A 25,978-nucleotide genomic window follows, 5' to 3' on the forward strand; every position below is an offset into this window, starting at 1 on the left:
GACGGTTGTGCTGAGTGCCGAGCTGAAGGCGTTTTACATGGTGGCCCGCCTGGGCAGCATTACCCAGGCTGCAAAAAAGCTCGGCCTGAGCCAGCCGACGGTGACGACACAGATCCGCAACCTCGAAAGCCAGTATGCAGTCGAACTGTTCTACCGTGGCGGCCGGCGTCTCAGCGTCAGCGAGGAGGGCGCGCGGCTGCTGCCGATGGTCAAGGTGTTGATGCAGCAGGAAGCCGACATTGAGTTTTTCCTGCGCAACTGCGGCCAGGTCCAGGGCACATTGCGCATTGCCGCCACGGCGCCGTATTACATCCTCGACCTGGTGAAGACCTTCCGTGAACGCCTGCCGCAAGTGGAAGTGTCGGTCGAGATCGGCAACTCCCAACAGGTGCTTGAAGCGCTGGAAGATTATCGGGTCGATGTCGCGGCGTCGTCGCAATTGCTCGATGACGCGCGGCTGGTCCGCCGGGTGCTCGGTAGCGATCCACTGGTGCTGGCGGTGCATCGCAATCACCCGCTGGCGGTTCACGATCATGTGCCGCTCGGCGCCTTGGCCGGACATACCTTGCTGATGCGCGAACCGGGCTCGACCACACGTCGCCTGACCGAAGAGTTGCTGGCCAGTGCCGGCGTGTGTTTCGGCCCGCTGCTGGAGATCGGCAGTCGCGAATCGATCCGCGAGGCGGTGCTGCGTAACATCGGTATCAGCATCATTGCCCGCCAGGAAGTGCCCCATGATCCGCAATTGCGGGTGCTGACCATCGAGAATGCGCCGCAGATTCCCGAGTACCTGTACTGCCTCAAGGAGCGCAAAGGCGCGCGGCTGCCGGCGGCGTTTCTGGGGTTGGCGCAGGAAATGGCCCCGGCCTGATTTTTGTGGTGCCTGTGATGACCTCGCTCCCACAGGGGATCGCGATCAACTGTGGGAGCGGGCTTGCTCGCGAAGGCGCCAGATCAAACAACACAGAGCCTGAAGGCTGAACCAAAAATCCTGAATACCACTATCGGCAGTTTTTGCCTTACTGCCACATGACGGACTCATTACAACCCTAGGATGGCCCCATCTGCTAGATGAGGTCCGTCCATGAACAACTCGATCGCAACTGCCCTGACCAACCCCGGCGCACCGATGAAAGTGCGCGGCGTACAGAAACGTTTTGGCGCCTTCACGGCGCTGGATAACGTTTCCCTCGACGTGGCGGCCGGTGAGCTGGTGTGTCTGCTCGGCCCGTCGGGCTGTGGCAAAACCACCTTGCTGCGCTGCATCGCCGGTCTGGAGAAGCAGGACAGCGGCGAGTTGTACCTGGGCGATCGTGATGTTTCCCACCTGGCGCCCCAGGCGCGGGACTACGGCATTCTGTTCCAGTCCTACGCGTTGTTCCCCAATCTCACCGTCGAAGCGAATATCGCCTACGGCCTCGCCGGCAGTGGTCGCGACGAAGTGCGCCGTCGGGTCGGTCAGATGCTGGAACTGGTTGGCCTGACCGGCAGCGAGAAAAAATACCCGGGCCAGTTGTCCGGCGGTCAGCAGCAACGGGTGGCACTGGCCCGCGCCCTGGCGCCCGCGCCTTCGTTGTTGCTGCTGGACGAACCGATGTCGGCCCTCGATGCCCGGGTGCGCGAGCATCTGTGCACCGAACTGCGCCAACTGCAACGCAACCTCGGCATTACCACCCTGATGGTCACCCACAATCAGGACGAGGCCATGCTGATGGCCGACCGCATCGCCGTGATGAACAACGGTAAGGTCGAGCAGTACGCCACGCCGCAGGAAATCTACAACCGCCCGGCCACACCATTCGTGGCGGAGTTCGTCGGCCAGGGCAACTGGTTGCCGTTCCATAGCGGCAGCGACAGCCACGCCCAGGTCGGGGGGATGAACATGCGCCTGGCCAATGGCTGCGCTAAAACCTCGTCCGGCCGTTTGTTCTGCCGTCCGGAAGCGATCAACGTCAACCCGCTGGTGCACGAGGAAAACCTGTTCCCGGCCAAGGTTCGTGAAATCACCTTCCTCGGCAACCGCTGCCGCATGAGCTTCGAGCTCGATCAATTGCCGGGCCATGCGCTGTTGGCGGAGCTGGCACCGGAAGCCATGCCGCGCCTGGGCGCCCGGCAGATCATGGTCGCCTTGCCGCCGCGCAGCCTGCAGGTGTTTGCCTGATGAGCGCGAACATCGCGCTGCCGCTGCCGCAAAAGCAGGTTCGGCAGACCAGCCGCGCCGAGATCGGTGACCGGTTGTTCGTGGTCGGCGGCAAAGTCCTCCTGCTGGTGTTGTTGGGCGTTGCCGTTTTGATGCCGTTGCTGGCGATCTTCTGGCGTGGTTTCAGTGCGGAAGCCGGGCAGGGCGGTGGCTGGGTCGCCGCCAAAGAACTAGTGACCAGCGAAAACTTCCACTGGTTGCTCGGTAACAGCCTGAAGGTTTCCCTCAGTGTCGCGGCCATTGTCGTACCGCTGGCCTATCTGTTTGCCTACGCCCTGCAACGCACCCTGATTCCGGCAAAAGGCATTTGGCGTGGCATCTCGCTGCTGCCTTTGATGGCGCCATCGATGCTGCCGGGCATTGCGCTGGTTTACCTGTTCGGCAACCAGGGCATGTTGCGTGGCTTGCTCTCGGACAACATCTACGGCTTCTGGGGCATTGTGCTCGGCGAAGTCATCTACACCTTCCCGCACGCCTTGATGATTCTGCTGTCGGCCCTGTCCCTGGCCGATGCGCGACTGTTCGACGCGGCCTCCAGCATGGGCGCCAGTCCCGCGAAAGCCTTTCGCAGCATTACCTGGCCGGCAACCCGTCAGGCCGTGTTCGCCGCGTTCTGCCTGGTGTTCACCCTGACCATCACCGATTTCGGTGTGCCGGTGGTGGTCGGTGGCGACTATCAAGTGCTGGCGCTGGAGGCCTACAAGGCTGTGGTGGGGCAACAGCAATTCGGTCGTGGTGCCTTGATCGGCATGGTGTTGCTGCTGCCCGCGCTGTTCAGCTTCGGGGTCGATGCCTGGTTGCGTCGGCGTCACGGCGACGCCATGAGCGGTCGTGCCCAGGTGTTCGAGCCTGCGTCATCGAAACTGCGCGACGGTTGCTACCTGGCCATCGTCCTGTTGATCAGCGCCGCGTTGTTGCTGGTGTTCGGCATGGCGGTGTTCTCGTCCCTGGTGAAGTTCTGGCCGTACAACCTGTCGCTGTCGCTCAACCATTACCAGTTCGACGACACCGCCGGCGGTGGCTGGCTGGCCTACGGCAACAGCCTGAAGATGGCTTTGGGCACGGCGTTGATCGGCAGCCTGCTGATCTTCACCGGTGCCTACCTGATGGAGAAAACCAAGGGGCAGCGCGGCCTGAACCTGACCTTGCGCATGCTCAGCTTCGTACCGATGGCGGTGCCGGGCCTGGTACTGGGGTTGGGTTACGTCTTCTTCTTCAACCTCACCGGCAACCCGCTGCACGTGCTCTACGGCACGATGACCCTGCTGATCGTCTGCACCATCGCTCACTATTTGACCACCGCGCAAATGACCGCCACCACCGCGCTGCGTCAGCTCGATGCCGAGTTCGAAGCGGCCGCGTTGTCGCTCAAGGCGCCGTTGTACCGCCACTACCTGCGCGTCACCGTGCCGATTTGCCTGCCGGCGTTGCTGGACATCGTGCGCTACCTGTTCGTCTCGGCCATGACCACCGTCTCGGCGGCGATCTTCCTCTACAGCCCCGACACCATCCTCGCGGCGGTGGCGGTGCTGAACATGGACGACGCCGGCAACGTCGGCGGCGCGGCAGCGATGTCGACCCTGATTCTGTTCACCTCGGCGGGCGTGTCCCTGCTGCTGGCCTGGGCTTCGCGCGGTTTGCTGCGCCGCTCCCAGGCCTGGCGGCAGACCGCGCCCGGTCACTGAATCCCTTCTCCTCAAACCGAAAGCACCCACTCAACTCAACAACAGGAAAAGATCATGTTCAAGCCTATGGCCCTGGCCGCTGCTGTCCTCACCGCTTTCAGCCTGAACGCTTATGCGGCGAAAACCGAGTTGACGGTGTACACCGCTCTCGAAGCTGAACAGCTGACCGCCTACAAGGCCGCGTTTGAAAAGACCAACCCGGACGTCGAAATCAAATGGGTGCGCGATTCCACCGGCATCATCACCGCCAAGCTGCTGGCCGAAAAAGAACGCCCGCAGGCTGACGCCGTATGGGGCCTGGCCGCTTCCAGCCTGGCGATCCTCGATCAGCAAGGCATGCTGCAAAGCTACGCACCGAAGGATCTGGGCAAGATCGGCGGCAACTACCGCGACGCCGCCAACCCGCCAGCCTGGGTCGGCATGGACGTCTGGGCCGCGACCATTTGCTTCAACACTGTCGAAGCCGAAAAACAGGGCCTGACCAAGCCAGTGAGCTGGCAAGACCTGACCAAGCCTGAGTACAAAGGCAAGATCGTCATGCCGAACCCGGCATCCTCCGGCACTGGTTTCCTCGACGTCAGCGCCTGGCTGCAAACCTTCGGCGAGAAGCAGGGCTGGGCGTACATGGACGGCCTGCACCAGAACATCGGCCAGTACGTTCACTCCGGTTCCAAGCCTTGCAAACTGGCGGCTGCTGGCGAATTCCCGATCGGTATTTCCTTCGAGTACCCGGCCGTTCAACTCAAGCGTAAAGGCGCGCCGCTGGACATTATCCTGCCGAAGGAAGGCCTGGGCTGGGAGATCGAAGCGACTGCCGTGATCAAGGGCACTGCCCACGAAGAAGCCGCGAAGAAACTGGCTGACTTCTCCGCCAGCCCCGAGGCGATGGAACTCTACAAAGAAAACTTCGCCGTGCTCGCCCAGCCTGGCATCGCCAAGCCACAGACCGAACTGCCGGCCGACTACGAGCAGCGCCTGATCAAGAACGACTTCGCCTGGGCTTCGAAGAACCGCGACGAAATCCTGACTGAATGGCGCAAGCGCTATGACGGCAAGTCCGAGAAAGTGGCGGCCAAGTAAGATCTTCATCGGCTGAAAGGGCCTCTTCGCGAGCAAGCCCGCTCCCACAGGGAAATGCATTCCAATGTGGGAGCGGGCTTGCTCGCGAAAGCGGTTTCAAATTCAGGACAAGACTTCATGACACAACACAACGACATGCTGATCGTCGGCGCCGGCATCCTGGGTTTGTCTCACGCGTATGCCGCGGCCAAACGCGGTCTGAAGGTCACGGTTTTCGAGCGCACCGAAACGCCTGTCGGCGCTTCGGTGCGTAACTTTGGCCAGGCGCTGGTCACCGGCCAACCGCCGGGACCGATGCTGGAACTGGCCCGCGCCAGTCGCGGAATCTGGGGCGATTGGGCGCAGCTCGCCGGCCTGCAACTCAAGCGCAATGGCTCGTACCTGTTCGCCCGCACCGAGGCGGAAGAACAACTGCTGGAAGCCTTCTGCGATGGCCGCGCGGTGGAGCACGGTTACCGCGTCGACCTGCTGCGCGGTGCCGCCCTGCGCGATTTGTATGGCGGCCAGTTCCGCCATCATCGCGCTGCGTTGCACGGCATGGATGACCAGCAGCTATATTCCCGCGAAGCGATTCCGGCGCTGATTGACTTCCTGCGTCGCGACCTGGGCGTCAAGTTTCACTTTTCCACCCTGGTGCGTGACATCGAGCCGGGCCGCCTGCACAGCACCGCCGGCAGCTTCAGTGCCGAGCAGATCATCGTCTGTTCGGGCCATGATTATCAGACCTTGCTGGCTGAGCAGATCGCCGAACTCGACCCGCAAATCTGCCGCCTGCAAATGCTCCGCGCCCGACCGCACATTAACCTCAACCTGCAACACGCGTTGCTCACCGGCTTGAGTTGCGTGCACTACGGCGCCTTCGCCGATTTGCCGGAGGCCGCGGCGGTGCAGGCAGAAATTCTGCAGTACGCGCCGCATCTGCACGAAAACGGCATTCACCTGCTGATCAGCCCGACACCGTATGGCGAGTTGATCATTGGCGATTCGCACCATTACGGCAGCGATCCGTCGCCCTTCAATGCCGAGCAGGTCGATGACTGGATGATCGAACTGGCCGAACAGGCCCTGGGCTGCAAGGTGCAAGTGGTCGAACGCTGGCAGGGTGTCTATGGTTCACGGGGGCCGGGACCGTTCTCGTTCCTGCGCCCGGCAAAAGGCCTGAGTGTGGCGTTGATGCACACTGGCGTTGGCATGAGCGTCGGCCCGGCAATGGCCGAACGCAACGTGGCCACGGTATTGGAGGAAATCTGATGGAACGCAATGCACGAGTGATTGCCGAGGTGTTCGGTTTGTACGAGCGCTTTGGCGACAGCGACTACATCGGCGAGCCGGTGTCGCAGATCGAGCACATGTCCCAGGCGGCGGAGCTGGCCATGGCCGAAGGCTTCGACGATGAAGTGGTGCTGGCGGCGTTCTTTCATGACATCGGGCATATCTGCGCCGAAAGTGCGGAGAACATGGGCGGCTTCGGAGTGGTCAGCCATGAGCGCCTCGGTGCCGATTACCTGCGCCGCGCCGGCTTCAGCGAACGTATGGCACGACTGGTCGAATACCACGTGCAGGCCAAACGTTATCTGACGCTCAAGGAGCCGGGGTACTACGATCGCCTGAGCGAGGCCAGCCGCCGGACCCTGGAGTATCAGGGCGGGGTGATGACGGCTGAAGAGGCTGAGGCGTCAGTTCAGGCAAAGCAAGTGTTCCTGCCTCTACAGCTGTTGTGCCAGAGCCTCTATCTGCTCCTGTCGTTCCGCCTGATTCAACTTGGGATGAGGATTGAGCGACGACCACTGCGGATGCGCCCGCGCCTTGTTCAGGGCTTCGGGCAGTTTGCCTTCGCGCCAGGTCTTGTCCTGAGGCGTGGCGACTTGAATGCTGTCCATCGCCGCGTGCCCGCGGGCGTTCAAGGCGTGCAGCAGTTGTCGCTGGCGCAGCGCCAACAGCCGCAGCACATTGTCATCGACGGTCAGTTCGCGCTGGCCCTTGATCTTGCCCAGCAAGCGGCTGCCATAACTGCGCGCCGTTTGCACCGCGCCGCCAGCGATGGCACCGGCCAGTGCGGCCGCACCGAGGGTAATGCCACCGACCAGCAGATCGACTCCGGCTCCGGCAGCGGCCCCCGCAGCAATACCACCACCGACGCGCACGCCCAATTGCTTGAGGGTTTCCGGGTTGAACAAATCGTCGCCCCAGCGGCCATCGAGCAGCGGCAAATCACTGGCCGCCGCATCCTGGGGACGGAAGGCATAGAGCTTGAGCAAGGCTTCGACGCAGCGCTGTTCACGTTGGCGCACAGCTTTGCGCAGTTCGCTGATCGCGTGCTGTTCCTGTTCGGCATCGCTGGCCACGCTGCGCCGGCAGGCCGCGCAATCAATCAACAATTCGGCAATTAGTCGCGCGGCACTCTGCTGACGTGCCAGGCGTTGCGCCTGTTGATCGGCAATCAACCGCTCCAGTTGCGGGCGGGCATGTTCTAGCAACAGCGCGAGACTTTCATAGAGTCGACGCTCGCCATCCTCGGGCGGGGCAACGCTGTCGAACCGCACCAACGCATGTAAACCAAGACGCGCCAAGGCTTCACGCCACGCCGGTTCGCGTTGGTTGGCACTGCTGACAAAATTCAGCACCGGCAGCAGCGGTTTGCCACAACCGGCCAGCACTTCCAGTTCGTCACGGTACTTGGCCAGCACCGGTTCGCGGGCGTCGATCACGTAGAGACCGGCATCGCAGGTCAACAATTGCCGCAGCACCTTGGCCTCCTGTTCGAAGCGCTGGCGTGCTTCGCTGCTCTCCAGGAATCGAGCCAGCCGCGCCGGGCCGTCGAGGCGTTCGCCGGGACGCTCCAGGCGTTCGAGGTAATCGAGCAGGGCGATGGCGTCTTCCAGGCCAGGAGTGTCGTAGAGGTCGAGCAGCGGCTCGCCGTCCACCGACAGCCGTGCGCCCTCGACATGCCGCGTGGTGCTGGGGCGATGGGACACTTCACCGAAGCCGACGTCGCGAGTCAGGGTGCGCAGCAACGAAGTCTTGCCGGCATTGGTGTGGCCGACCACGGCGAGTTTCAGAGGCTGCTTCCAGGTGTCAGTCATGACCCGTCTCCAGCCAGTTCATCGGTGCGCAATCGGCAAACGGCAGCTCAAGCTGTTGCAGCGCCACGTGCCAGTCGCCCAGGCGTTCGGCGTCCAGCGCTTCACCGGGGGGCGCCTGCAACAACCACACGCGGGTAGCGCTGGCGCTGCGGGCCAGTTCGGCAATCAAGGCCAGGCTGCCGCGATCCGGCGAGCGCCGCGGATCGCAGGCGATGGCCAGGCGCGCCGGAGGGAAACGGCTCAATTGTTCGAGGAGTTTGTGCCGCGATTCGCGACTGTCGAGGATGCCGGCGTTACTCACGTTTTTCGGCAAATGCGGTGGCCACGGGCGCTGGTCGTCCAGCTCAATGGCGACCAACAGCGCGCCGTCGCTTTGCTGCTCGGTGACACCGCTTTCCACGCGATGCAGTTGTTCTGGAGCGGCATCGCTGACGCCGAGACGCTCGCTGGTGGGCATCAAGCGTTCGCGCAATTGCGCGTAGCCGGGCAGATTCAAGTCCAGGCGCAGCGCCGTTTGACCCGTCTTCCAGCGCCACAGGCAAAACAGCGCGAGCAACAGGCGCGGCACCACGCCGTAAACCAACAGCACACCGACCAGCCACGCGGCCCAGGCCTGTCGGGCGCTTTCGATGTTCAGTGCCGCATCGCCGCTGGCGCGGATCATTTCCTCGGTCGGCACGCTGAAGCCGAACAGGGCCGGCAACGCGCCGAGGGCCTGGGTCACGGCAATAAAGGTGTCGGCGCCGAGAATCGTGGTTTCCCAGACGAAGCCGTAGCGCCGGGTTGCCATCAACATCAGCAGGATGACCAGCGCGCTGAGCATCGCCAGTAACCACAGGCTGTTGACCAGCACGCCGAGGGCCCAGCGATTGAGCTTCTGCCGTTGCAATAACAGAAGCAGGGCGGGGGCCAGTTGCGCGGCTTTGGCATCCCGGGCGAGCTTTTCGCTAAGCCACAGCCACAAGCGCCCGAGGCTGGCGCCGTGTTCACCGGCAAATACCAGGCCCAGGACCCAGCCCAGCAGCAGAATCAGATTGAGCCCGAGCAGACTGCCCAAGGCCCAGAACACATTCACCGGGTGCAGGCCGTCGCCCATTGCGGCAAAGGCCAGGCCGGCGCCGCTGATTACGGCCAGCACCGTCATTACGATCAGCGCCAGCCGTGCGCCTTGCAGCCAGTGTTTGAGGGCCGCCGCCAGGCCATCGCGTTCGGCCAGCCACAGGGCGCGGCGTTGAATGCGCGACGGCAAATCACCGCCGGCGCTGCGGGCCAGTCGGTTGGCTTCCAGATCGTCCAGGGGGCCTGCGTGTTCTTCGCGCAGGCGGATGGTTTCTGTCAGCCAGAGGGTATTGAGTTCAGTCACGCGGCATCCCGTCGCTTAAATGAGCTGTGAGCATAACCGCTGTGGCGCTTATCGGCGAAAGCACGGCTCTGGTATCCTCGCCGGCATGACTAAATCACTCCCCCTCAGCCTGATCGCAGCCCTCGGTGAAAACCGTGTGATCGGCGTCGACAACAGCATGCCCTGGCACCTGCCGGGGGACTTCAAATACTTCAAGGCCACCACGCTCGGCAAGCCGATCATCATGGGTCGCAAGACCTGGGATTCCCTCGGTCGCCCGCTGCCGGGCCGCTTGAACATCGTGGTCAGCCGTCAGGCGGACCTGGTGCTGGAAGGCGCGGAGGTTTATCCGTCGCTGGAAGCCGCCGTCGTTCGTGCCGAAGCATGGGCGAAGGAACAGGGCGTCGATGAGTTGATGCTGATTGGCGGTGCGCAGTTGTATGCGCAAGGGTTGGCGCAGGCTGATCGTTTGTACCTGACCCGCGTGGCGTTGAGCCCGGAAGGGGATGCGTGGTTTCCGGAGTTTGATTTGAGCCAGTGGAAACTGGTGTCGAATGTGCCGAACCCGGCCGAAGACGACAAACCAGCGTACAACTTCGAAGTGTGGGAAAAAGCTTAAGAGCTTCGCGAGCAAGCCCGCTCCCACAGGGGATGTGTGTCGTTCACAGATCCAATGTGGGAGCGGGCTTGCTCGCGAAGGGGCCCCCTCAGTCGCTGAAGGATTTAAGCCTGCGCCAACGCCGAATGCTCATCCGCATCCAGCAGCGCCTTATCGGTCTGCTGCATCACCTGGCTGGTAATCGCACCGGCCGTCATCGAACCGCTGACGTTCAGAGCCGTGCGCCCCATATCAATCAGCGGCTCGACCGAAATCAACAACGCTACCAGTGACACCGGCAAGCCCATCGCCGGCAGCACGATCAGCGCGGCGAACGTCGCGCCGCCACCTACCCCGGCCACCCCGGCCGAGCTCAGCGTAACAATCGCCACCAGCGTCGCGATCCACAACGGGTCCAGCGGGTTGATGCCCACGGTCGGCGCAACCATCACCGCCAACATCGCCGGGTACAGACCGGCACAGCCGTTCTGGCCAATGGTCGCGCCGAACGAGGCGGCGAAACTGGCGATGGACTGCGGGATGCCCAGACGGCTGGTCTGCGCTTCGATACTCAACGGAATCGTCGCTGCGCTGGAGCGGCTGGTGAAGGCAAACGTCAGCACCGGCCAGACCTTGCGGAAGAAGCGCAGCGGATTGATCCCGGCAACCGACACCAGCACGCCATGCACCACAAACATCAGGCCCAGGCCGATGTAGGACACCACCACGAAACTGCCGAGCTTGATGATGTCTTGCAGGTTGGAACCGGCGACCACTTTAGTCATCAGCGCCAATACGCCGTACGGGGTCAGTTTCATCACCAGGCGCACCAGGCGCATCACCCAGGCTTGCAGGGTGTCGATGGCGTTGAGCACTTTCTGACCTTTCTCGGCATCATCCTTGAGCAATTGCAGGGCCGCGACACCCAGGAACGCCGCGAAAATCACCACACTGATGATCGACGTCGGCTTGGCCCGTGCCAGGTCGGCGAACGGGTTTTGCGGAATGAACGACAGCAGCAACTGCGGCACATTCAGGTCGGCGACCTTGCCGGCGTAATCGCTCTGGATGGTTTGCAGGCGAGCCATTTCCTGGGTGCCGGCGACCAGGCCTTCGGCGGTCAGGCCGAACAGGTTGGTCAGGCCGATGCCGATCAACGCCGCGATGGCCGTGGTGAACAGTAGCGTGCCGATGGTCAGGAAGCTGATCTTGCCCAAGGACGAAGCGTTATGCAGGCGGGCCACCGCACTGAGGATCGAGGCGAACACCAGCGGGATCACGATCATTTGCAGCAATTGCACATAACCATTGCCCACCAGATCGAACCAGCCGATCGAGGCTTTCAGCACCGGATTGCCGGCACCGTAGACAGTGTGCAACGCCACACCGAACGCCACGCCCAACACCAGCGCGAGCAGGACTTTTTTCGCCAGGCTCCATGTCGTGTGGCGGGTTTGCGCCAGGCCGAAGAGCAGGGCGAGGAACACCAGCAGATTGAGGATCAGCGGCAGATTCATGAAGACTCCGATAAGACTTGTGCCGGTTGCACCCTTGGGCAACCGCGAACCGGCAAGCCTAACAGCTTGAAAAATAATGAATTAATATCAAAAACGTATGATATCCGTCGTTTTTGGAATAAGCAGATGTCGCTGTCAGAAATGCAACTGGCGCGAAAGGGACGCGGGCGGTCGCTGACAGACGAGGACTGTCACACTTATTTGTTAGCGTCGATGTCTTTCACATTCAGGATCTTTTAATAAGGGAAGCATGCCGATGAAGTTCGCACCGAAATTACTGGCTGCAGCACTTTGCCTGGGCCTTGCCGGCCAGGTTTTCGCAACGGATCTGAAACACTGGCCAGCCGATCAGGCCAAGGCACTGGACGCGATGATCGCCGCCAACGCCAACAAGGGTAACTACGCGGTGTTCGACATGGACAACACCAGTTACCGCTACGACCTCGAAGAGTCGTTGCTGCCGTTCATGGAGAACAAGGGCCTGATCACCCGCGACAAGCTCGATCCCTCCCTGAAGCTGATGCCGTTCAAGGACACCGCCGACCACAAGGAAAGCCTGTTCAGCTACTACTACCGCCTCTGCGAAGTCGACGACATGGTTTGCTATCCATGGGTCGCCCAAGTGTTCTCAGGCTTTACCCTCAAGGAACTCAAGGGCTACGTCGACGAAATGATGGCGTCCGGCAAACCGGTGCCGGCCACTTACTACGAAGGCGACGTGGTCAAGAAACTCGACGTCAACCCGCCGAAGATCTTCACCGGCCAGCAAGAGCTGTACAACAAGCTGATGGAAAACGGCATCGAGGTCTACGTGATGACCGCCGCCTCCGAAGAACTGGTGCGCATGGTCGCGGCCGATCCGAAGTATGGCTACAACGTCAAGCCGCAGAACGTGATTGGCGTGTCGATGCTGCTCAAGGACCCGAAGACTGGCGAACTGACCACCGCGCGCAAGCAGATCACCGCCGGCAAGTATGACGAGAAGGCCAACCTCGGCCTGGAACTGACCCCGTACCTGTGGACCCCGGCAACCTGGATGGCCGGCAAGCAGGCGGCGATCCTGACCTACATCGATGAGTGGAAAAAACCGGTACTGGTCGGCGGCGATACCCCGAGCAGTGACGGTTACATGCTGTTCCACAGTGTTGATGTGGCTAAGGGCGGCATCCATCTATGGGTCAACCGCAAAGACAAATACATGACCCAGATTAACGGCTTGATGGCCAAGAACGCCGCGGCCCAGACCAAGGAAGGGTTGACGGTGACTGCCGACAAGAACTGGGTGATCGTGAAGCCGGAAGAGATTCAATAAAGGCTGCATAAACCCCATGTGGGAGCGGGCTTGCTCGCGAAAGCGGTCTGCCGGTAGACAGGGTTGTTGACTGGCACGACGCCTTCGCGAGCAAGCCCGCGCCCACAGTCGGTCTCCCTTGCTTGGGAGATTTGTATCAGGCAAAAAAATGCCCCGCACTTGGCGTCATGCCGATCAGTCAGGCGAACCGCCTTCCTTGTAGCAGCTGCCGAAGGCTGCGTCCGGCTGCGCAGCAGTCGTACATCCAGCTCGCACGATCTCTCTGACGGACCGCGAACTCTGATTTTACGACTGCTGCGCAGCCGGACGCAGGCTACGCCAGCTGCTACGGATTGCGTTGTGGCTTAACTGATCGGCCTTACGCACTTGGCGGGGCACGACTTACAGCCCGTCGAGCATCGCCTTGTTACGCACAGCACCCTTGTCGGCACTGGTGGCCAGCAGGGCGTAGGCTTTCAGTGCGGTGGTGACTTTACGTGGACGCACTTCCACCGGTTTCCAGCCTTTCCTGTCCTGCTCGACCCGGCGCGCGGCCAGTTCTTCGTCGCTGACCAACAGGTTGATCGAGCGGTTCGGAATGTCGATCAGCACTTTGTCGCCGTCCTGTACCAGGCCAATCGCGCCGCCGGCAGCCGCTTCAGGCGAAGCGTGGCCGATGGACAGACCGGAAGTACCCCCGGAGAAACGGCCGTCGGTGAGCAGGGCGCAAGCTTTGCCCAGGCCTTTGGATTTCAGGTACGAGGTCGGGTAGAGCATTTCCTGCATGCCCGGGCCGCCTTTCGGGCCTTCGTAGCGAATGATGACGATGTCGCCTTCTTTCACTTCGTCGGCGAGGATGCCGCGCACGGCGCTGTCCTGGCTTTCGAAGATCTTCGCGTTACCTTCGAATACGTGGATCGACTCGTCGACGCCAGCGGTTTTCACCACGCAGCCGTCCAGGGCGATGTTGCCGTAGAGAACGGCCAGGCCGCCTTCTTTCGAGTAAGCGTGCTCGACACTGCGGATGCAGCCGTTTTCACGGTCGTCGTCCAGGGTTTCCCAGCGGGTCGACTGGCTGAACGCGGTTTGCGTCGGGATACCTGCCGGACCGGCCTTGAAGAAGTGGTGCACGGCTTCGTCGGTGGTCTGGGTGATGTCCCACTTGGCGATGGCTTCTTCCATGCTGCGGCTGTGCACGGTCGGCAGTTGGGTGTGCAGCAAACCACCACGGGCCAGCGAGCCGAGGATGCTGAAGATCCCGCCGGCACGGTGCACGTCTTCCATGTGGTACTTCTGGATGTTCGGCGCGACCTTGCACAGTTGCGGCACGTGACGGGACAGACGGTCGATGTCGCGCAGGTCGAAATCGATCTCGGCTTCCTGGGCGGCGGCCAGCAAGTGCAGGATGGTGTTGGTGGAACCGCCCATGGCGATGTCCAGGGTCATGGCATTTTCGAACGCCTGGAAGTTGGCGATGTTGCGCGGCAACACCGACTCATCGTTCTCGCCGTAGTAGCGCTTGCACAGCTCGACGATGGTGCGGCCGGCCTGCAGGAACAACTGCTCGCGGTCGCTGTGGGTGGCCAGGGTCGAACCGTTGCCCGGCAAGGCCAGGCCCAGCGCTTCAACCAGGCAGTTCATCGAGTTGGCGGTAAACATGCCGGAGCACGAACCGCAGGTCGGGCAGGCGCTGCGCTCGTACTCGGCAACCTTCTCGTCAGAAGCGCTGGAGTCGGCGGCGATCACCATGGCGTCGACCAGGTCGAGACCGTGGCTGGCCAGTTTGGTCTTGCCGGCTTCCATCGGGCCGCCGGAGACGAAGATCACCGGGATGTTCAGGCGCAGGGCAGCCATCAACATGCCGGGGGTGATCTTGTCGCAGTTGGAAATGCAGACGATCGCGTCGGCGCAGTGGGCGTTGACCATGTACTCGACGGAGTCGGCAATGATCTCGCGGCTCGGCAGCGAATACAGCATGCCGTCGTGGCCCATGGCGATGCCGTCATCGACGGCGATGGTGTTGAATTCCTTGGCCACGCCGCCAGCGCGTTCGATCTCGCGGGCGACCAGTTGGCCCAGGTCTTTAAGGTGCACGTGGCCCGGTACGAACTGGGTGAACGAGTTGGCAATGGCGATGATCGGCTTCTTGAAGTCGTCATCTTTCATCCCCGTGGCGCGCCACAGTGCGCGGGCGCCGGCCATGTTGCGGCCGTGGGTGGATGTTTTCGAGCGGTAATCAGGCATGAAGCACTCCGGGCGGCTAATCAGGTATCAAAAGGGAAGTGAGCTTCTATTGACGTCTGGAACACTCAGAAATGGCCGCGTGTCCGGAAGTTGCCGATAACTTTGCGGGATCGCCGCGCGCTTCAGCTTGAGCTCATAAACCCGCCGGGGATGACTGGCGATGAATGTTCGCGATTCTACACGGCTGGCGGCTGGAGGGAATGCCGTAGGGCGCTTGATCATCGACCGATCCTCGCATTTGTCAGCAAACCCCACAGACTGAAACCGATGAAACTGACGGCGATAGTCGCCAGCAAATGGATCCCTGCCTGGGCAAGCACAGCGCTGCTGATGGCGGCAGTGATGAACATGATTGTATTGCCAGCGGATGCAGCGGTTCCGGCGTTACTGGAAAACAGCAGCATTGCTGCAGAAATGGCTGCTGGCCGAACCAGGGTGACAGCCAATGCACTGATTAGCATCGGTACAAACAATGTGAGCGTCGTCATTGCGTCGAAGATCAGGATCAATCCTAAAACCAGGCCGGCGATGCTCAGCAGGCTCAATCCGAGGTTGATCTGTTTGTTGAGGGAGATGCGCTTCTGCGCGGCCGAAGCCAGAGCACCGCCGAGGACGTAAGCCACTCCATACGCCACGAGAACCAACGCATACTGATATTCAGACAACTTCAGGACGTCCATGAAAATCAGCGGCGTCACGCTGATAAGGGCGAAGTAAGAGGAGAAGACCAGCGCGGCGATCCACCAATAGCGAACAAAGTCTTTGCTGTTCAGGATGGTTTTCAGTGTTGAGATGATTGAAGTGGGCTCGTGGTCAACTCGGGCTGATCTGGCAGGCAATGCCGATTGCGCATGGATGAAGATACCGAGCGCTATCAGGGAAAACGCATAAAAGCTGCCTTGCCAATCAAAAGATGTTTGCAACCAGGAGCCAAGCAGAGGGGACAGTGCGACAAATGACCCGCTCAGGGTCATGTAATAAATGCGCACCCGGGCTCGATCCTTTTCTTCGAACAGATCCTCCACCAGCGCGTGGCCCAGCACAAAAAAACCGCACCCCAATGCCTGAACGGCGCGAAAGCCCATAAAAGTCGAATAATCCGTTGCCTGGGTACAGCCGATTGCACCTATTGAGCATAGGATCAGGCATCCAAGCAGCACTTCCTTGCGCCCCCATTTGTCCGAGAGGGGGCCGGTGACCAGTTGTGCGAAAGAAAAAACCAGTGTGAACAAACTAACCGCAAGCGCGATATCAACCATCGACGTATTGAATTCCAGCGCCAGGGCTGGGAAGGAGGGAAGCAGGATATTGAGTGGGAAAAAACTGATTAACGAAATACTGGTAATAAGAATGAAGCTTGAGATTTTTTGAACTGTGATGTTGTCGCTTGTCGTGGTGCTTGAGTGTTCTGACATTTTTATTGAATTCCGGGGTTTATTGGTTGGCTATTTTTGTTCAATAAACTTTGTAGTTCCTCGCAAAATGTCTCTCCATTGCTGTGTCCGGCACCTATAAAGAGAAATACCTGTTCTGACAGGTCGTCCAGCTTTATAAGTTTTTCTATTTTTGACTCGGTCAGGGCTGCGGTTAACCAGGTTTTAAATCCCAGCGATGTCGCGCACAGTTGTATTGTTTGCGAAATATGGCCGATATCCAGCAATGAAACCCGATAGGCTTGCGAGTGTCGGTATTTCCACCACATTTTATCGAGGCGCGAAGTGAGGAAAATTCCAAAAGGAATGTTGTCAGCAAAGTGTTGGCCTTGTAAAAGAGAGCCGAGAGGGCTGTTTAAGCGACTCAATAATTTTAAAGCGTGAAAGTTTGGGTGGTAGTAGTAAATCCCAGGGTCGAGTCCTTGAACGTTGTAAGCATACAGATATCCTTCGCTGGCGTTCAGTCCACCACCTGACGGGCTGCTGCGCCGTGCATTGAACATACCCGGAATCATTTCATAGGTATCCGGCTCTCGCTCCTTCAAGTAACCGAGGCAAAGGTAGAGAAGCGTACTGACATCATTCAGTGACACGCTTTTTTTCAGAAAGGAGCGGCATGTTTTCCGCTGCAACAAGACTTGCCTGAAACCGATAGGCTCCCCAAATGCCCCGTTGTCAGCGGGGGGTGGCAGGCAGAGCAGGTTTTCACGCTGAAGGTGGGCGAACGGGTGAGGTAGTGGGGGCTGTCGACTCAGCGCCTCCTGACAATGAGAGAAGTAACGATCAGCCCATTCCTTTGTGTTTATTGGGGTGTCGCCAGCACCAAGGTCTTTGGTTCCGATGTGAAAAATCTTCGAAAGGTCATCCCATTGCCAGTCATCTGGAGGTAAGTCCTGATCGACAAATATACCGGCTTCTAAAAAAACAGAGTCGATTGGGTGAGACTTATCAAATAGTGTTGTTTGCTCGATAAGCTCAACTAATCGACTTGCGTGAGCACTGTCGATTTCGAATTGCTCATGAGTTTTATAGTTCCAGATAAAAAGTCGAGGAGGCTTGGGTAGCAAGAAAGTGTAGGGGTTTAGTTGCATGCGGCATCCCTCTTGTTAAAAGCCGGACAGCAGGGTTGCTGTCCGGTTTTTCCCGAGTGATTACTTGGGTGTGCCAAGCATTGCGTGGTGGTGTACCGCCAGATTTTGCTCAAGTTGAACTTTTTTCATGACTCAATCTCCAGTTAAGGTCTTGATATCCGCCACTCAGGTATTCAAGTGGTAATTGGATGATAGGCCCGGATAAATTGAGGTCAAACGAAATGGTGTAGGGCGTTTCTCGGAGTAGTGTGGTCCCGTTCCGATAACTTTATTGTCATCAGTAACTACTTAATAAGGATGAGGTTTTTTGTTTGTATTTGAGAGGCGGTTGATCGTTCGCACAGTTGAAATGCGGACGATCAACCCAAGCACTGTCAGCAATTAGCTATTCGGCAGCAACCGGCAAGTAATGCTCTTGATATACCGAGTCTCGGCAATCGCCGGGTGCACCGGATGGTCCGGCCCCTGACCGCCACGTTCCAGCATCTGGATATTACGGTCCAGGTGACGGGCGCTGGTCAGCAGGATGTTCTGCAGGTCGTCTTCCGGCAGGTGCATCGAGCACGATGCGCTGACCAGGATGCCGTCCTTGGTCAGCAGGCGCATGGCTTGCTCGTTCAGGCGGCGGTAAGCGCCTTCGCCGTTTTTCATGTCTTTCTTGCGTTTGATGAACGCTGGCGGGTCGGCCACGATCACGTCGAAGCGTTCTTCGCTGGCTTTCAGTTCTTTGAGGGCTTCGAACACGTCGCCTTCGATGCAGGTCATTTTCTCGGCGAAACCGTTCAGCGCGGCGTTGCGCTCGACACCGTCGAGGGCGAAAGCCGACGCGTCGACACAGAACACTTCACTGGCGCCGAACGCGGCAGCCTGCACGCCCCAGCCGCCGATGTAGCTGTACAGGTCCAACACGCGTTTGCCTTTTGCATATGGCGCCAGGCGTGCGCGGTTCATGCGGTGGTCGTAGAACCAGCCGGTTTTCTGGCCCTGGATGACTGGCGCTTCGAATTTCACGCCGTTTTCTTCCAGCGCGACCCACTCCGGCACCAGGCCGAACACGGTTTCGACGTAGCGGTTAAGGCCTTCGGCGTCACGGGCAGCGGAGTCGTTCTTGAACAGGATGCCGCTTGGCTTGAGCACTTGGGTCAGTGCTGCAATCACGTCATCTTTATGGGCTTCCATGGTCGCCGAGGCGATCTGCACCACCAGGATGTCGCCGAAACGGTCAACCACCAGGCCTGGCAGCAGGTCGGAGTCGCCGTAGACCAGGCGATAGAACGGCTTGTCGAACAGGCGCTCGCGCAGGGACAGGGCCACGTTCAGGCGGTGTACCAGCAGCGACTTGTCCAGCGGCAGCTTGATGTCGCGCGACAGTACACGGGCGCAGATCAGGTTGTTCGGGCTCATGGCGACGATGCCCAGCGGCTTGCCGCCGGCGGCTTCGAGGATCGCCTGGTCGCCGGCCTTGAAACCGTGCAAAGGCGTAGCGGCTACATCGATTTCGTTGCTGTAGACCCACAAGTGACCGTTGCGCAGACGACGGTCGGCGTTGGCTTTGAGGCGCAGGCTAGGCAGGGACATGTCGTCGCTCCGGAAAAAAGAGCGGGAGTATAGCGTGTTGAGACCCCGGATTGGCCTGCAAGTGGACATGTGGTGAGGGAGAACCTCCTCACCACAGAGCGTTGTCTTGCGATATGGTTTGTCGGATCCAACTTCATAAAGGTTAGAATCGCCGTCTGACCCAGAGTGTGTACCTATGTCCCAAGAGCTGACTTCCGAACAGATCCAACAAGCCCTGCAGGGCATCAGCGTACCGGCCCAGCCGCAAATCATGGTGGATTTGCAGATGGAGCAGTACATGCCCGACCCGGATCTGGAAGTCATTGCCAAACTGATATCCCAGGATCCGGGGCTTTCCGGTTCCTTGCTGAAGATCGTCAATTCGCCGTATTACGGACTGAGCAACAAGATTACGTCGATCCAGCGCGCGGTGAATCTGCTGGGCAGCCGCTCGGTCATCAACCTGATCAATGCGATGTCGATCAAGGGCGAAATGAATGACGACACCATTGTCACCCTGAACCGTTTCTGGGACACCGCTCAGGACGTGGCCATGACCTGCCTGACCCTGGCCAAGCGCATCGGCGTTGAAAATGGCGACGAAGCCTATGCCCTGGGCCTGTTCCACGACTGCGGCGTGCCCTTGATGCTCCAGCGTTTCCCCGACTACATGGGTGTTCTGGAGCAGGCCTATGCCAACGCCAGCGCCGAATGCCGGGTGGTGGACACGGAGAATCAGGTGTTCAATACCAATCACTCGGTGGTCGGCTATTACACGGCCAAGTCCTGGCGCCTGCCGGAACATGTGAGCGCGGCGATCGCCAATCACCACAATGCCTTGGCGATATTCATCGATGAATCTTCGCGCAACAGTTCGTTGAAGAACCTGCTGGCGATCCTGAAAATGGCTGAGCACATTTGCGCGTCGCATCGGGTGCTGGGCAATCAGACCGAAGATCACGAGTGGAACAGCATCGCGCCGCTGGTGCTCGATTATGTCGGCCTCTCGGACTACGACTTCGAGACCCTCAAGCAGACGATCCGCGACCTCGGCACTCATCGTTGAGTGTCGGACCTTTCCGGGCCATGAGCCTGATCCGGGAGCACCATGCCTGAATTGCCAGAAGTCGAAACCACCCGTCGCGGCATCGCGCCGTACCTGGAAGGCCAGCGTGTCAGCCGGGTGATCGTGCGGGATCGTCGCTTGCGCTGGCCAATTCCCGAAGACCTCGATGTGCGGCTGTCCGGGCAGCGCATCGTATTGGTGGAGCGGCGCGCCAAGTACCTGCTGATCAATGCCGAAGTCGGCACTTTGATCAGCCACTTGGGCATGTCAGGCAATTTGCGTCTGGTGGAGGCCGGGCTGCCAGCGGCCAAGCATGAGCATGTGGACATCGAGCTGGAGTCGGGCCTGGCCCTGCGCTACACCGACCCGCGGCGCTTCGGCGCAATGCTCTGGAGCCTCGACCCGCTCAATCACGAATTGCTGATTCGCCTGGGGCCGGAGCCGTTGACCGACCTGTTCGACGGCGAGCGCCTGTTCCAGCAGTCCCGTGGCCGTTCGATGGCGGTCAAACCGTTCATCATGGATAACGCGGTGGTGGTGGGCGTCGGCAATATCTATGCGACCGAGGCGTTGTTCGCTGCCGGGATCGACCCGCGCCGTGAAGCCAGGAGCATTTCCCGCGCGCGTTACTTGAGGCTGGCAATCGAGATCAAGCGCATCCTCGCGGCCGCCATCGAGCGCGGCGGTACCACGCTGCGGGACTTTATCGGCGGCGATGGTCAGCCCGGTTATTTCCAGCAGGAACTGTTCGTGTACGGCCGTGGCGGTGAACACTGCAAGGTCTGTGGCACGGGGCTGCGGGAAGTGAAACTGGGGCAGCGTGCGAGCGTTTTTTGCCCGCGTTGTCAGAGCTGATCGTCAGTTATAGCTTCAGTGAGGCTGATGACGCCTTCGCGAGCAAGCCCGCTCCCACAGGGGCTTTGTGTACGGCGCAGATCCATTGTGGGAGCGGGCTTGCTCGCGAAGAGGCCCGAAAGAGCGCTGGAAACCTGAGAATCAAGCCTTGCCGGTAATCTTCCGGTACTTCTCCATCAACTGCTCTTGCGTCTCCGGATGAGCTTCGTCCAGTGGAATGCAATCCACCGGGCAGACCTGCTGGCACTGCGGTTCGTCGTAGTGGCCGACACACTGGGTGCACAGGTTCGGGTCGATCACGTAGATCTCTTCGCCCTGGGAAATGGCGGCGTTCGGGCACTCGGGTTCGCAGACGTCGCAGTTGATGCAATCGTCGGTGATGATCAGGGACATGCTAACTCCAGCCGGGGCGGCAGGCCCGGGCGCAATAAACCAATGCGTGTAATTGTGCCGCATTGGCGCCCGTGTTGCACGCGGGTGCGACGCACTGTAGGAGCCAGCTTGCTGGCGATGGACAAGAGGGCACCGAATTTATTCAGGTGGCCCTCGTTATCGTTGACGTTCATCGCGAGCGAGCTCGCTCCTACAGTATTTGCGGGGTTATTTCTTGAAGCGCTCGGTCAGTGCATCCGCCACCGCAGGGTGTACGAACTTGGTGATATCGCCGCCCAGGGCAGCAATTTCACGGACCAGCGTCGAGGAAATGAACGAATAGCGCTCGGATGGCGTAAGAAACAGGCTTTCCACATCCGGCGCCAGTTGGCGGTTCATGTTGGCCAGCTGGAATTCGTATTCGAAGTCCGACACCGCGCGCAAACCACGCAGGAACACGTTGGCATTCTGCTCTTTGGCGAAGTGCGCGAGCAGCGTCGAGAAGCCGACGACTTCAACGTTCGGCAGGTGTTTAGTGACCTCGCGCGCCAGTTCCACACGCTGTTCCAGGGGAAACAACGGGTTTTTCTTCGGGCTGGCGGCGACAGCGATGATCACGTGATCGAACAGGCGCGAGGCGCGTTCGACCAGATCGCCATGGCCCTTGGTAATAGGGTCGAAGGTACCTGGGTACAACACTCGGTTCATCGCGTCGTCCTGGCGGGAATCCGTTGGGGAGTCGGATGGTATCGCAGCCTTCCCGGTCGGCCAAGTCGCCTGTTGGGTAAGAAAGCACTATAGACGATGGGAATAATCGCTATTTTCATGGGTTTTTTAAACGTTCGGCCAGGGAAGTCGCCAGTTGCGCCGTCAGTCCATAGACCGACAGCTGCGGGTTGGCGCCAATGCTGGTGGGGAACAACGAGCCGTCGTGAATCGACAGATTGCCGAGCTGATGATGCCGGCCGAGGCTGTCGGTCACCGCGTTTGTCGGGTCTTCGCCCATGGCACAACCACCCATTACATGGGCACTGCCCAGGCGTGTGCGGTACAACTCCAGGCTCAGGCCGTCGATCAGGGTGCGGGCTTCGGCGAGGGTCTTCACGTAACGGGCGTCGGCGTGCATTGGCATCACGGCCCTGGCGCCACCGGCAAACTGGATCTCGGCCATGGTATGGAATGCCCGGCGCAATCCATCCCAGGCGTACGGTGATAGCTGATAATCCAGCACCGGCGTGTCGTCGCCGCGCAATTCGACGCTGCCACCGGGGCTGTCCGGGTGAAAGCCGTCCCGGAGCAACGCCAGCATGGCGTGGGTATGGGGCAGATTGGCCATGTGTTGCGAGTTTTCCTGGCCGAAACCGCCGAGCAACGTCGTGGCCAGTGCCGGGTGCAGGGGCGGGACTTCCAGTTTGTAGGACATCTTGCCGGTGGTGCCATCCTGCCATTGGAAATGGTCGGAATAGATCGACTGCGGTGCGCCGTAGAACGGGTTGACCACTTCGTCGAACAACGCTGCGGACATGTTCACCGGGTGCAGGAACGTGCGTTTCCCCAGGCGCTTGTGCGGGTCAGGCGCACCGGAACGCATCAGCAAGGCCGGGCTGTTGATGCCGCCACCGGCCAGCACGAAATGCCGCGCCTTGACCGTGATGGTGCGCCCGGTTGGCGCTACGCAGCGTTCATCCATCGCCGAACATTGCAGGCTGGTGACCTTGTCGCCGCTGAGCGTGAATTTCTCGGCGCGGGCCAGATAAAGCAGCTCGCCACCTTTTTCCAGGGTCGCCGGAATGGTGGTGACCATCATCGATTGCTTGGCGTTGGTCGGGCAGCCCATGCCGCAGTAGCCGAGATTCCAGCAGCCGCGAACGTTGCGCGGGATGACGTGCCATGAGTAATTCAGTGCTTCGCAGCCCTTGCGGATCACATCATTGTTGGCGTTGGGCGGCACCATCCACGGCGCGACGCCCAGGCGCTGCTCCATTTTCTCGAACCACGGCGCCATTTCCGCCGGGCTGTGACCCTTGACGTCATGTTCTTTGGCCCAGTGTTCGAGGGTCGGCTCCGGGGTGCGGAAACTGGAGGTCCAGTTGATCAGCGTGGTGCCGCCCACCGCCCGGCCCTGGAGGATGGTGATCGCGCCGTCCTTGCTCATGCGGCCGATGCCTTCCTGATACAGGCTGGCGTAGGCCTGGTCTTCGAGCAGCTTGAAGTCGCTGCTGGTCTTGAGCGGGCCTTCTTCGATCAGCAGCACTTTGAAGCCGGTCGCGCTGAGGATTTCGGCGGTGGTGCCGCCGCCGGCACCGCTGCCGATGATCGCCACGTCTGCTTCGAGTGTCAGGTCCTGGGTCAGTTGTGAGCCGTTGTGGGTTTTCCAGCCTCGGGCCATGCCTTCGCGAAATGGATCAGGTACGGGCATCTTCAGATTCTCTTTTTATTATTGGAGTAGGCGGTGGAGCGGCTGACGCTATCGCGAGCAAGCTCGCTCCCACACTGTTCTGCGTCGTTCACAAATCCCTTGTGGGAGCGAGCTTGCTCGCGATGGGGTCGACTCGATTTCAGACGGTGGGCGGCCCGGGATATCCACAATGCGCCCACGACTCCTTGCGGCCGTACCAGGCCATCATCACCAGTTGCAGCAAGGAGCTGTGGCCCATGCGCAACAGGCTCAACGAACTGTTTTCCCAGCGTTCGAGGAAGCGTCGGATATCGCTGGCGCTGGCGTTTTCCCAACTGCCCCAGACTCCGGTCAACGGTCCGCGGGTGACGGCCATGCCCAGCACATCGAACAGTTGGCGGGTCAGTTTGAGCATTTCCGGCGACAGGTGCGCGAGGTTGTAATCCAGGCTTTTAAGTGTGCCTTCGACAGCCTCGGGCATCCGTTCGGAGGTCACGGCGCCATCGAGCATGACCGGAATCAACGCTCGCAAGAACAGCAGGTCGCCGCTGCGCAGCGTGACGAAGCCACTGGCCGGGACGCTCGCCGAACAGCCGCTGAGGCTGGCGCCCAACCCGGCAGTGGCGAGAAAGGCGCTGGCGCCGAGGCTGAATTTAAGCAGCCCGCGCCGTGACAGCGCGGGTGAATCGGACAGGCTTGGGTTCATTATTGTTATTACCCGACGGTGATGATCGTTAGCGGATGAACAGCTTCTGGATCAGCTTCTGGATCGATTTGCCATACGGCGGGTAGATCAGTTTCGCCGCGTTGAACCGCTGTTTGATCAGCACACCCTTGGCCTTGCTGAAGGTCAGGAAACCTTCATGGCCGTGGTAGTGGCCCATGCCCGAAGCACCAATGCCGCCGAATGGCATGTCGTCCTGGGCGACGTGCAGCAGCGTGTCGTTCAGGCACACGCCGCCGGAATGGGTTTCGTGCAGCACGCGCTGTTGTTCGCGCTTGTCGTAGCCGAAGTAATACAGCGCCAGTGGGCGCGGACGCTGGTTGATGTAGGCAAAAGCCTGATCCAGATCCTTGTACGGCACGATCGGCAACAGCGGCCCGAAGATTTCGTCCTGCATTACCGCCATGTCGTCAGTGACATTGAGCAGCAGGCTATGGTTCATGCGGCGGCCCTGGCCCTGGTCGAACAGCGGCATCAGCAGCGCACCCTTGCCGGTGGCATCGCTGATGTAACCATTGAGGCGCGCCAGTTGTCGTTCATTGATGATCGCGGTGTAGTCCGGGTTGTCGGCCAGCTTCGGATAAAACCCGCGGACGGCCGTGCGATAGGCTTCGATGAAACCTCCGATGCGATCCTCCGGCACCAGCACATAGTCCGGGGCCACGCAGGTCTGGCCGGCATTCAGGGTCTTGCCGAAGGCGATGCGCTCGGCGGCGTCCTTGAGCGGCACGTCGCGGGAAACGATGGCCGGGGACTTGCCGCCCAGCTCCAGGGTTACCGGGGTCAGGTTTTCCGCGGCGGCGCGCATCACATGCCTGCCGATGCTGGTGGCGCCGGTGAACAGCAGGTGATCGAACGGCAGGCGTGAAAACGCCACGCCCATATCGGCCTCGCCCAGGACCACGCAAACCAGGTCTTCGGGGAAGATGCGCGCCAGCAATTGCTTCATCAGCAAGCCGGTCGCGGGAGTCGATTCACTGAGCTTGAGCATCACCCGATTGCCCGCCGACAGCGCGCCGACCAACGGACCGATGGCCAGGAACAGCGGGTAGTTCCACGGCACGATGATCCCGACCACGCCCAACGGTTGGTAAACGACTTTGGCCGACGCAGGCTGGAAGGCTACGCCCACCTTGCGCCGCGAGGCTCGCATCCAGCCCTTGAGGTGTTTGCTGGCGTAATGGATGCCGTGCAGGCTGGGCATCAGCTCGGCGAGCAGGGTTTCATCGGCGCTGCGATGACTGAAGTCCTGGCTGATCGCATCGATCAGGGCCTGGCGTTCATTGTTCAACAAATCCTTTAGCGCCTTGAGCCATTGCAAGCGCTGCGCGGCCGGTGGCATCGGGTTGGCGGCGTAGGCGGCACGCTGAGCGTCGAACAGGGCCTGAAGCTCTTCCAGCGGCTGCTGTAGGTTCTGCAGGTAGGAAATTTCAGCAGTCATG

At 60.4% G+C, this 25,978-nt stretch carries 21 protein-coding genes and 1 pseudogene; 10 read left to right on the top strand and 12 right to left on the bottom strand.

Annotated elements, in window-relative coordinates; all coding sequences use genetic code 11:
• The first annotated feature begins 7 nt into the window (after nt 1–7).
• From ABIA48_RS16275 to ABIA48_RS16300, 6 genes and pseudogenes are all read left to right on the top strand, one after another.
• Complete coding sequence (locus ABIA48_RS16275; protein ID WP_429489937.1) at nt 8–871, top strand: LysR family transcriptional regulator; 864 nt, start codon at nt 8–10, stop codon at nt 869–871.
• 213 nt (nt 872–1,084) lie between these two features.
• Complete coding sequence (locus ABIA48_RS16280) at nt 1,085–2,161, top strand: putative 2-aminoethylphosphonate ABC transporter ATP-binding protein (protein WP_429489939.1); 1,077 nt, start codon at nt 1,085–1,087, stop codon at nt 2,159–2,161.
• On the top strand, nt 2,161–3,885 hold the full coding sequence (locus ABIA48_RS16285) for a putative 2-aminoethylphosphonate ABC transporter permease subunit (protein ID WP_429489941.1): 1,725 nt from the start codon (nt 2,161–2,163) through the stop codon (nt 3,883–3,885). Before ABIA48_RS16280 ends, ABIA48_RS16285 begins: the two co-directional genes overlap by 1 nt.
• Nucleotides 3,886–3,939: 54 nt before the next feature.
• Entirely contained in the window at nt 3,940–4,965 is a 1,026-nt protein-coding gene (locus tag ABIA48_RS16290; protein ID WP_277532764.1) for a putative 2-aminoethylphosphonate ABC transporter substrate-binding protein, read from the top strand.
• Between the two features lie 117 nt (nt 4,966–5,082).
• Complete coding sequence (locus ABIA48_RS16295; RefSeq protein ID WP_429489943.1) at nt 5,083–6,216, top strand: TIGR03364 family FAD-dependent oxidoreductase; 1,134 nt, start codon at nt 5,083–5,085, stop codon at nt 6,214–6,216.
• Nucleotides 6,216–6,650: pseudogene (locus tag ABIA48_RS16300) on the top strand (HD domain-containing protein); the annotation flags it as partial. The gene ABIA48_RS16295 and the pseudogene ABIA48_RS16300, both read left to right, overlap by 1 nt.
• Before the next feature lie 21 nt (nt 6,651–6,671).
• Here ABIA48_RS16300 and ABIA48_RS16305 read toward each other — a convergent pair.
• Both ABIA48_RS16305 and ABIA48_RS16310 read right to left on the bottom strand, forming a co-directional pair.
• Nucleotides 6,672–8,048: a GTPase/DUF3482 domain-containing protein gene (locus ABIA48_RS16305; protein WP_429489945.1), complete on the bottom strand. Its 1,377-nt coding sequence runs from the start codon at nt 8,046–8,048 to the stop codon at nt 6,672–6,674.
• A complete protein-coding gene (locus tag ABIA48_RS16310; RefSeq protein ID WP_429489947.1) occupies nt 8,041–9,411 on the bottom strand; it encodes a DUF2868 domain-containing protein in 1,371 nt (456 codons plus the stop codon). Before ABIA48_RS16310 ends, ABIA48_RS16305 begins: the two co-directional genes overlap by 8 nt.
• Before the next feature lie 85 nt (nt 9,412–9,496).
• On the opposite strand from ABIA48_RS16310, the gene ABIA48_RS16315 reads away from it, so the two are divergent.
• On the top strand, nt 9,497–10,009 hold the full coding sequence (locus tag ABIA48_RS16315) for a dihydrofolate reductase (protein ID WP_429489949.1): 513 nt from the start codon (nt 9,497–9,499) through the stop codon (nt 10,007–10,009).
• 104 nt (nt 10,010–10,113) lie between these two features.
• On the opposite strand, the gene ABIA48_RS16320 is transcribed toward ABIA48_RS16315, so the two are convergent.
• Nucleotides 10,114–11,505, bottom strand: a complete 1,392-nt coding sequence (locus ABIA48_RS16320; protein ID WP_429489951.1) for an L-cystine transporter — start codon at nt 11,503–11,505, stop codon at nt 10,114–10,116.
• Between the two features lie 256 nt (nt 11,506–11,761).
• Between ABIA48_RS16320 and ABIA48_RS16325 the strand changes: the two genes are divergently transcribed.
• A complete protein-coding gene (locus ABIA48_RS16325; protein ID WP_429489953.1) occupies nt 11,762–12,817 on the top strand; it encodes a haloacid dehalogenase-like hydrolase in 1,056 nt (351 codons plus the stop codon).
• Between the two features lie 381 nt (nt 12,818–13,198).
• Here the strand turns inward: ABIA48_RS16325 and ilvD are convergent, their stop codons facing one another.
• The 4 genes from ilvD to ABIA48_RS16345 form a co-directional block, all read right to left on the bottom strand.
• Nucleotides 13,199–15,040 (bottom strand): dihydroxy-acid dehydratase, encoded by a 1,842-nt coding sequence (gene ilvD, locus ABIA48_RS16330; RefSeq protein WP_429489955.1) that lies wholly within the window; start codon nt 15,038–15,040, stop codon nt 13,199–13,201.
• A 218-nt stretch (nt 15,041–15,258) separates the two neighbouring features.
• Nucleotides 15,259–16,455 carry an MFS transporter gene (locus ABIA48_RS16335; protein ID WP_429489957.1) on the bottom strand — a complete coding sequence of 399 codons (1,197 nt, stop codon included), beginning with the start codon at nt 16,453–16,455 and terminating at the stop codon, nt 15,259–15,261.
• 2 nt (nt 16,456–16,457) lie between these two features.
• Complete coding sequence (locus ABIA48_RS16340) at nt 16,458–17,564, bottom strand: SagB family peptide dehydrogenase (protein WP_429489959.1); 1,107 nt, start codon at nt 17,562–17,564, stop codon at nt 16,458–16,460.
• 381 nt (nt 17,565–17,945) lie between these two features.
• Nucleotides 17,946–19,142 carry a class I SAM-dependent rRNA methyltransferase gene (locus ABIA48_RS16345; protein ID WP_204929505.1) on the bottom strand — a complete coding sequence of 399 codons (1,197 nt, stop codon included), beginning with the start codon at nt 19,140–19,142 and terminating at the stop codon, nt 17,946–17,948.
• A gap of 175 nt (nt 19,143–19,317) precedes the next feature.
• On the opposite strand from ABIA48_RS16345, the gene ABIA48_RS16350 reads away from it, so the two are divergent.
• Nucleotides 19,318–20,187 (top strand): HDOD domain-containing protein, encoded by an 870-nt coding sequence (locus tag ABIA48_RS16350; RefSeq protein ID WP_429489961.1) that lies wholly within the window; start codon nt 19,318–19,320, stop codon nt 20,185–20,187.
• Nucleotides 20,188–20,229: 42 nt separating this feature from the next.
• A complete protein-coding gene (mutM, locus tag ABIA48_RS16355) occupies nt 20,230–21,042 on the top strand; it encodes a bifunctional DNA-formamidopyrimidine glycosylase/DNA-(apurinic or apyrimidinic site) lyase (RefSeq protein WP_007992625.1) in 813 nt (270 codons plus the stop codon).
• Between the two features lie 141 nt (nt 21,043–21,183).
• Here the strand turns inward: mutM and ABIA48_RS16360 are convergent, their stop codons facing one another.
• The 5 genes from ABIA48_RS16360 to ABIA48_RS16380 all read right to left on the bottom strand — a co-directional run bounded on the left by ABIA48_RS16360 (nt 21,184) and on the right by ABIA48_RS16380 (nt 25,977).
• Nucleotides 21,184–21,435, bottom strand: a complete 252-nt coding sequence (locus tag ABIA48_RS16360) for a YfhL family 4Fe-4S dicluster ferredoxin (RefSeq protein WP_003176712.1) — start codon at nt 21,433–21,435, stop codon at nt 21,184–21,186.
• 207 nt (nt 21,436–21,642) lie between these two features.
• Nucleotides 21,643–22,122 carry a pantetheine-phosphate adenylyltransferase gene (gene coaD / locus ABIA48_RS16365; RefSeq protein WP_007975368.1) on the bottom strand — a complete coding sequence of 160 codons (480 nt, stop codon included), beginning with the start codon at nt 22,120–22,122 and terminating at the stop codon, nt 21,643–21,645.
• 115 nt (nt 22,123–22,237) lie between these two features.
• Entirely contained in the window at nt 22,238–23,833 is a 1,596-nt protein-coding gene (locus ABIA48_RS16370; RefSeq protein ID WP_429489964.1) for a GMC family oxidoreductase N-terminal domain-containing protein, read from the bottom strand.
• Between the two features lie 139 nt (nt 23,834–23,972).
• A complete protein-coding gene (locus tag ABIA48_RS16375) occupies nt 23,973–24,518 on the bottom strand; it encodes a twin-arginine translocation pathway signal protein (RefSeq protein WP_429489965.1) in 546 nt (181 codons plus the stop codon).
• Between the two features lie 28 nt (nt 24,519–24,546).
• A complete protein-coding gene (locus tag ABIA48_RS16380; protein ID WP_429489967.1) occupies nt 24,547–25,977 on the bottom strand; it encodes a coniferyl aldehyde dehydrogenase in 1,431 nt (476 codons plus the stop codon).
• Between the last annotated feature and the right edge of the window lies 1 nt (nt 25,978).

This window comes from Pseudomonas sp. S30_BP2TU TE3576, from assembly GCF_050436025.1.
Classification (GTDB): domain Bacteria; phylum Pseudomonadota; class Gammaproteobacteria; order Pseudomonadales; family Pseudomonadaceae; genus Aquipseudomonas.